Source organism: Aquimarina sp. MMG015 (assembly GCF_018100855.1).
Taxonomy (GTDB): domain Bacteria; phylum Bacteroidota; class Bacteroidia; order Flavobacteriales; family Flavobacteriaceae; genus Aquimarina; species Aquimarina latercula.
On the sequence record NZ_JAGJEB010000023.1, the window covers coordinates 1 to 7,484 of the forward strand.

A 7,484-nucleotide genomic window follows, 5' to 3' on the forward strand; every position below is an offset into this window, starting at 1 on the left:
GTTAGTATAAGAAACGTAAGTGATTTCGAAGCACATACCTGTCAAGTTGCACTGAGCCAAATTTGCGTTTTGACACAAATTTAAAATATTAAACAAACCCGTCAAATCGCAGATTAGGCGGAGCTGAATAAATGCACCAAAGTTTCGTAAACCACTGAATCACTTATGTTTTTTATGCATTGTTGTATGCTGGTTTTCTTAGTTGTTATCTCTAACTAGTCTAACATAATTTTTTATTCTAATCAAATCTGCGGCATTAACCGATTCCATTAAATAATCTTCAATGTTTCCAGATTTTGGGTCAGAACGTTGAGCTCCAGCTCCGTGCCAATCATAATAATCCATTACTTTGCTGTTGTCTTTGCTGTAAGCTTTGCCAAACGCTACATAACAGGCAGTATATTTAAAATCTCCTTGTGTTGTACTTGTCCAAAACCAACTATCATTGTTGGTACAAGAAAAAAAGTTTTCGTCTATTGCAGGTATTGTTTTTTTGCTGTAATCTACAATGGATTGTAATTCTTTAGTGTTTGGTAAACGCCAATCTGTAAATCCTGCAAGTTCACTGTTTTTTGCGTAAAGAAGAGCTTCTTTCCAATCATAGGTATTACCATTATCAACTTTTTGCCACATTAATTTAGTTGCTTTATCAGTTATGGTTCCGTTTTTATTATCGACAAACTTATTAACTCCGTATATATTTTCTTTTCCACGAACTGCCCTTACAAAACACCCGGGTGCTCTAACACCTTCTTTTCCGTTAAAATATAATCCTGTTTCATATGATTTAATATGTCCGTCAGCAAAGTTAAAACCAAAAGCTCCTTCCATTTTTATATTTTGTAATGGCCCTTTTACATATTTCGAACTAGACCAATATTGTCCGGCGAAAAACATACGTTGGTCATATTTAAAATCGAAATAAACAGTGTCTAAATAAGGTTGCGACTTAGTCATATCTTCAGGAACAAGTTGCCCATTAAAATTACTAATTGAATATAATTCTTTTATGGTTGGTAATCTCCAATCGGTGTAACCACCAATTTCCAATTCATCAACATAAGTAAAGGCCTCGTAAAATTTATGACGTTTAAAATCGGGTGTTTTTTGCCAAATCAATCCTGTATTTAAATCTGTTATTGTACCATCGTTATTGTCTTTAAACGAAGGAGCAATACCATTAAACTGTGCATCTTGACCATAATAATCTTGGTCTTCACCAGGCTTAGAAATTGGTTCTCCCTTTTCATTATAAAATTTGTCTTGATATGTGTCTGTAACAATAAACTTAACCTCATTGGTTTCTACGATGTTTTCTTTATTTTTATTAGAACTTTGGCAGCTCATTAAAATAATGATGACACTATAAAAAAATACTTTCAATATGTTCTTTTTCATAATATCCTAATTTATTTATTGTGATTCTATATTCTTTCTTAAACTTGCATACAACGGTTAATGTAAAATGCGTTTTAATGCATTTTTACATATTGTTGTGGTGTCGTTTTAGTATTTTAATCTGTCAAGCTCATGTTTAAAAAATGCTTCAAAATCTCCCTTAATAGTCAATCTGTGCTGCTTGATTAAATCAAAAATTAAGTCTTTAATTGTTAATACTCTTGAATCGACTTTTGGTTTTTCATTTAACTGAAACAAAGAATATAAACTTAATTTATTTCTCTCACTAACTGGCATAGGAAGCCGATTTTTTATTGCTTTATAAATTTTAAGTCTATCCGTTTGGTTAAATTTTTTGTCCAAAAAAGACTCACTGAATAATTCGTTTTCAAATAGATTTTGCATTTTTAGTGAATTTAAGATTCTGGATTTTAAAAATACGTATGCAATATCATTACGTAAAATAACATTATTATGAATAAGCTCTAATTTTTTGTTATCTAATGGAAAACTAAAACTGTGTTTTTTTTCTAGTTCTTCGGTGTTTTCTGGATAAGTTCTCATCTATTATAATCTTCTTAGCATCTTATTTGAAATGCACTATACACTTGGTTGTGGTGTCGTTTTTATTCAATTATTTTAAATTTTCTCCCAATTAATTCACACTTCTTGGTAACATTCCAAAAAGCAAAACCTGGCTTTCCAGATGGGATCTTCCAATAAATTATTTTTCCGTTTCTTTTTCTTAATCCGAAATCCGAAATCAAACCTTCTGTTTTGACATTAGCAACTTTATCAGTTGGTGTATTAATAATAGAAATACTTTTATATCCATTATGCCATTCAAATTCAGAGTAATTAATGATTTCACTCGAGTCAGAGTCAATTCGGACAAACTTTTTAGTTGTGTTAATTACAAGTTCCGATTCCGAAATTTTCAAGACTAATACAGGAATCTCATTTCCATCTAAACTTAATCGTTGTTTAAGTTCAACTTGCAATTTCGCATTTAAAAGTTCAAACAAAGTAAAGATCTCATTTCCATTAAAATCCGTTTTGGTTTTATTGAAATACTTAAAGAACCAAAATTCAATTCGGTCTTTAATTTGTTTAGTAGATTTTTCTATTAATTCTTCCATTTTTTAATGCACCACAACGGTTTTGTATATGAAAAGTAGCGGATTTTTAGGCACTAACTTTTCGGTTTATAAATGACTTTATTAGACTATTTGTCTTTCGTAAAAGCACAAAAACCGCTATTTTTTATATACGTTGTTATACCCTGTTTTTTATTCAATTAATAGTCATTTGCGAATGTTCCTTCATACAAGCTTTTGGCAGTTTCCGCTTTGTTTATTGCAGATTGCACATCAGGATTTTTTAGATTTATACTTCTAAATTTATCACCGACCTTAGCTATAGCCTCAATTCTACCATAAAGGTCTCCATGTGATTCTACATACTCTATCATACCCTTTAATTTAGGGAGTGCATCGCTTAGATGGAATCCATGAGGATCAACAATATTGGCTTCAATTGATTTGTCCTCTTTTTGTGAAAAGAATATAAAGTCGGGTCTAATAATTGAATAGTCTTTATTTTCTATGAAGGAGATACCCAAAGACTCCTGAGAGGCATTACTTGGGTTTCTGTACCAAGCCACATAATTTTCTTTTTTTGCCTCTCTTTCAAGAACATGAGTTTCCCAGTCATTTAAATCAGCTGGAAATAACTTCGCAGAATTACTCATGATGTGCTTTTCCATTAAAGGTAAGGTAGTTTCAATTTCACTTTCTATTGCTGTTGTAGGAACCATCCATGAATTTGGTTTTACCAATTCAATATCGACTGGTTCCTTGCTCCAACTTCTAAGAACACGATATGTCTCTTTACGATCATCTGATAATTTGTTAATTGATACTTTATGTTCTTTAAGCCATTTTTTTGATAAGTCATCCGCTGCGGTCTCAACAATAGTTTGAATGTTTGTCACAAGACCAATTGCCGCTATATCGGTATGAGCCTCCATTAAAGCCTCTTCTTTGGTGTCTGTATCATCATTTTTTTCAGCTAGATAGTTCGCATAAGTTTTTGCTAAGTCTGGACTTAATCCGCGAGCTGCCCTCCGAAAAGCATCATTAATTACAGTATAGTCAGCGTCTTCGACAAACTCATCAAATGATTTTTTTTGGCCTTTCAAATCTGTTTTTAAACTTTTCCCTTCCATTACTAGCACAGATTCACGAGCTTTTTTTATTTCATCAGCATAGGTTATCTTCGCCTTATCCAATGCCTCATGTAGATGATGGTGTGCTTTTTTACCAGCATCATCTATCAGGTTGTCTGAAGCAAGTTCATGCGCAAGAGAGGTTAGTCTTTTTATAGGTTTAGCAATCTTTTTAGGTAAGGTTTGAGAAGGCAATGTTTCCACTTTACTCCACAAATCTTCAGGAAGATCCGGATTTGGTTTAACCTCAATTGGATTAATAAGAACTCTTCTTCCAGTTAAAACGGAATCTCCTTCATCTATTCCCCCTTTCATAAGAGCATCTGCAACTGCCTCTACTGATTTGGTATCAAAAAAGGGTAAAAGGCAATTAATTGAGTTCAATCTATCATTACCCGGAATTCTACGAGCTAATGGTGTCCTCACCATACGCCCCATAAGCTGTGTAATATGCGTTTTGTCTTTTACAGGTCTAAAAGAAACCATCACTTCAGCTCGAGGACAATCCCAACCAGTGCTTATTGCATCTTTCGCTATTAGCACTTTTATTCTTGATGTCTCTTGGACCCTTTGAGGCTCAATATATTCTACTGTGTGTCTTCCAAAGGTTTGTGTTTTATGCTCTCCAAACACATGAGCAATTGCATCTTCGCTTAACTCAGGCCACTCAGTGAAAATAGTATCTAAAGAACGACCTATCTCTGCTGGATCAGGTGAATTTGGAACTTGAAATACCATTAGAGGAACAACAGTTTCATTTTCTTCTTGTTGATTTGCATATTCGTTCCATGCCGCTGTTGAATCTTTAATTTTTTCTGTTCCCCTTTTTATTAATACGCTATCAAACTTCCCGACCTCATCAGGTATATCTAATATAATAGTATCCTTTAGTAAACCTGAGTCTTGCACTTTAGCAGAATCAACTATTACATTAGGTAGAGTCGCTCTACCGTTCGCAGCATCAATGGCATCATTGAACCTTTTAACCGTTGCAGAAATACCCCAAACAATTGGTATAGCCGGAACTGAACCTGAACCGTTAATCAATCTTTTAACAATAGTTGATTTTTCATCCTTTTTTGATTGGGTGGATTTCCCCATGCCTCTATGTGCTTCGTCTAATACCAAATGGAGAGTGATTGATGAGTCTTCTACAGTGTTTTGTACGGTATCCCAAAATGTGTAAGCACGCATATCTGGTTTAGCATCTGGATATAGCTCTTGCTGATTAGGATCTTCTTTAGAAGTATCTCTGTGCCCTCTCACCAAAAGGCTCTTTTTACTTAACTTTTGAGTATTAATGAAGTAAACTTTCCCTGGCTCAAATTTTTCCCGATTAAATGTGTTTTCAATGACAACTAAATCTGTAATATCCAACTTATCTGCGGCCTCTAAAAGGCGGAACCTGGTTTGTTCGTTAAGAGATGGATCATCACTAAACCAAATGACCGCAGCTGTAGGATTTGCTTCAAAATTAAAAGTGTCTTCACCATAAAACATGGCTTCGAATACTGCTGCTGCCATAACCGTTTTACCGGCACCTGTTGTTGCCGTGAGTGAAAAAGCGTGTATATCACCATCTTCTTGCCAGCGTTTTGATGCTTTTCGCATATTCACGAGCACATCTGAAACAGCTTCTTCTTGATAGTCTTTTAGTGTAAACTTCATACCTTAAATGTCACTTGTAAATTGAAAATTCTTTAAGTAAGATTCGTATAACCTTACAGGCTCAACTTCTTTTAGCAAACGTTTGGCAATGGATTGAAAACGCCTGTCATCATCAGTGACTATGTAGGCAATTTTAATATTGGTTTGTGCATTTATTGCTTTACAGAATGTGCTACTTTTATCGAGATCAAATAAAACTCCATAACTATCTGCCACAGCCCATCCAGACTCCGGAATTGAACCGATTTGTTTTCCTTTGCTTCCGGCACGCATCCATAATAATGGAGCTATGTTTTCAAATGCTAGATTGTAACTTATTGATATGGGAGTTTCATAGGTTAGCGTGAAGAATTCAGCATTTTCTTTGAAGCCATCTGACATGGGAAACTCATCTGTAAACTTATAATTGTCTTTGATTGCTTTACCTTTAGGTGTTTTACCTGTAATTGCGGATTTTATTCTTGGTTTTGTTACGTAGTCACAAATCCCCCATTTTTCCCAGTCCATATCACCAGGCCTAAGTCCTTTTTCTGCCAGATCTTTCTGTTCATTAGCTGAAACTTCATTATTCGTAACAGAAATACATTGACGGTTACCATTATCCTGTTTGTTTAATCTCATTACAGCATGAGCTGTTGTGCCAGATCCTGAGAAAAAATCCAAAATAATTGACTGAGGCTTGTCCTTAACAAAGAAGCGCAAACAGTCTTCAACTGCATATAAACTTTTCGGAAATGGAAATGCTTTTTCTCCAAGCAAGCTTTTTAATAATTCTGTTCCACAAACTTCTGCATTATGAGAAGGTCTGTTCCAAGTAGAAATAGGCATTTTCTCCTTAGATGTCTGGTAAACAGCTTTGACACTTCCATCTACATTTTTGCCAATAACTTTTGCTTTGCCTGATCGAATATCTTCTATTCTTCCAGAAGTCAAATACGAAAGTTCATAAAGTTGTGGTTTATTTGGGGTAGCCCTTCCCACCCGAACATACCCCTTTTTCAATAATTTTTTTAAAGAAAGACCAGTTAAACCCCAATTCATTTCAGTACCATCATCTCGCATTGGAAACACAGTAGTACATCCTTTAATCGAAGGTGCAGAATGCCTATCTGAATTATGAGGTAGAGCTTCTCCAATTTTTTCTATCGAGTTATTCTTGTTGACATAAATCGGATAAAATTGAGAGGTACCTCCTTTAGCAGTTCCTCTAGCCGATGTGATATCACTTCTTCTTAAAGTTCTCCAACTAATTGAAGTTCCTTTTGAAAAATCTTCATCTGGCTCTCCCTGAACTTTGGCAGAACCAATCGCTACAAAAAAAATATACTCCTCACACCTAGCGAACTCACCTTGTCTGTATTTTCCTCTAGGATTAATAACAGAGGTTATCATTTCTATCTTTGATTCTGGGAAAGTTTGCTCTAACAACAACTCTAGTCTAGAAGCTTCCTTATCATCAATCGTAACAATTAAGACGCTATTATTTGGATTCAATAATTTCTTTGCGATGATAAGGCGCCTTTCCATAAAGGCTAGCCATTTACTATGCCTATAAACATCATCAGTTTCAACATAGTCATTATTATATTTCCAATCCCTAGCACCTGTGTTGTATGGGGGGTCAATGTATATGGCATCAATTTTACCTTTGTGTGTAAATGTCAGTGCTTTTAGGGCATGGTAATTCTCACCGTTAATTACAGTGTGATATGGTTTGTCATCACCTTTCTCAACCTTACCTGTACTTACTAAACCAGGATAGATGTAATCTTGGAATTCTGCAATAACAATTAAGTCATCAACGTTAGCTTCTTTCGTTTTCTTTTCTTCTTTAATAGTGGACTCAAGAGTCGCAATATTTTGCTTTTTATTCTTCTTGATTTTTTTGATTAGCCATAATTGCTGATCTCCTTTTTTAGTAGAACCACGTTCAGGCAATACACGAACCTTATCACCTTTACGAACCGCACGGTTAGGTAATTCAACAATTTCTGGTCTGTGGCGTTCAAAGTTTAATCCAAACTCCCTTCGAGAGGAAAGGGCTTTAAACTCTCTTTCAAGATCAACTCCGAGTTGCGAGTCTTTGGATTTAATTTGTGATATTAATTCTGTTAATCTTGACATTTAGATACTGATGTTTTTTTGCATTCAATATTATTTTTTAATCTAGTTCGTTTTTTAAATAGGGTAT

Annotated in this window: 5 protein-coding genes; all 5 read right to left on the minus strand. The window is 34.6% G+C overall.

Annotation, left to right across the window (positions count from 1 at the left end):
- Positions 1–198: 198 nt before the first annotated feature.
- A complete protein-coding gene (locus J8L88_RS23265) occupies positions 199–1,398 on the minus strand; it encodes a DUF1566 domain-containing protein (RefSeq protein ID WP_211062048.1) in 1,200 nt (399 codons plus the stop codon).
- Positions 1,399–1,506: 108 nt separating this feature from the next.
- Entirely contained in the window at positions 1,507–1,962 is a 456-nt protein-coding gene (locus J8L88_RS23270; RefSeq protein WP_211062050.1) for a hypothetical protein, read from the minus strand.
- A gap of 62 nt (positions 1,963–2,024) precedes the next feature.
- Positions 2,025–2,537, minus strand: a complete 513-nt coding sequence (locus tag J8L88_RS23275) for a hypothetical protein (RefSeq protein WP_211062052.1) — start codon at positions 2,535–2,537, stop codon at positions 2,025–2,027.
- A 158-nt stretch (positions 2,538–2,695) separates the two neighbouring features.
- Complete coding sequence (locus tag J8L88_RS23280; RefSeq protein ID WP_211062055.1) at positions 2,696–5,293, minus strand: DEAD/DEAH box helicase family protein; 2,598 nt, start codon at positions 5,291–5,293, stop codon at positions 2,696–2,698.
- A 3-nt stretch (positions 5,294–5,296) separates the two neighbouring features.
- Positions 5,297–7,231: a site-specific DNA-methyltransferase gene (locus J8L88_RS23285; RefSeq protein WP_247666542.1), complete on the minus strand. Its 1,935-nt coding sequence runs from the start codon at positions 7,229–7,231 to the stop codon at positions 5,297–5,299.
- Positions 7,232–7,484: the final 253 nt, after the last annotated feature.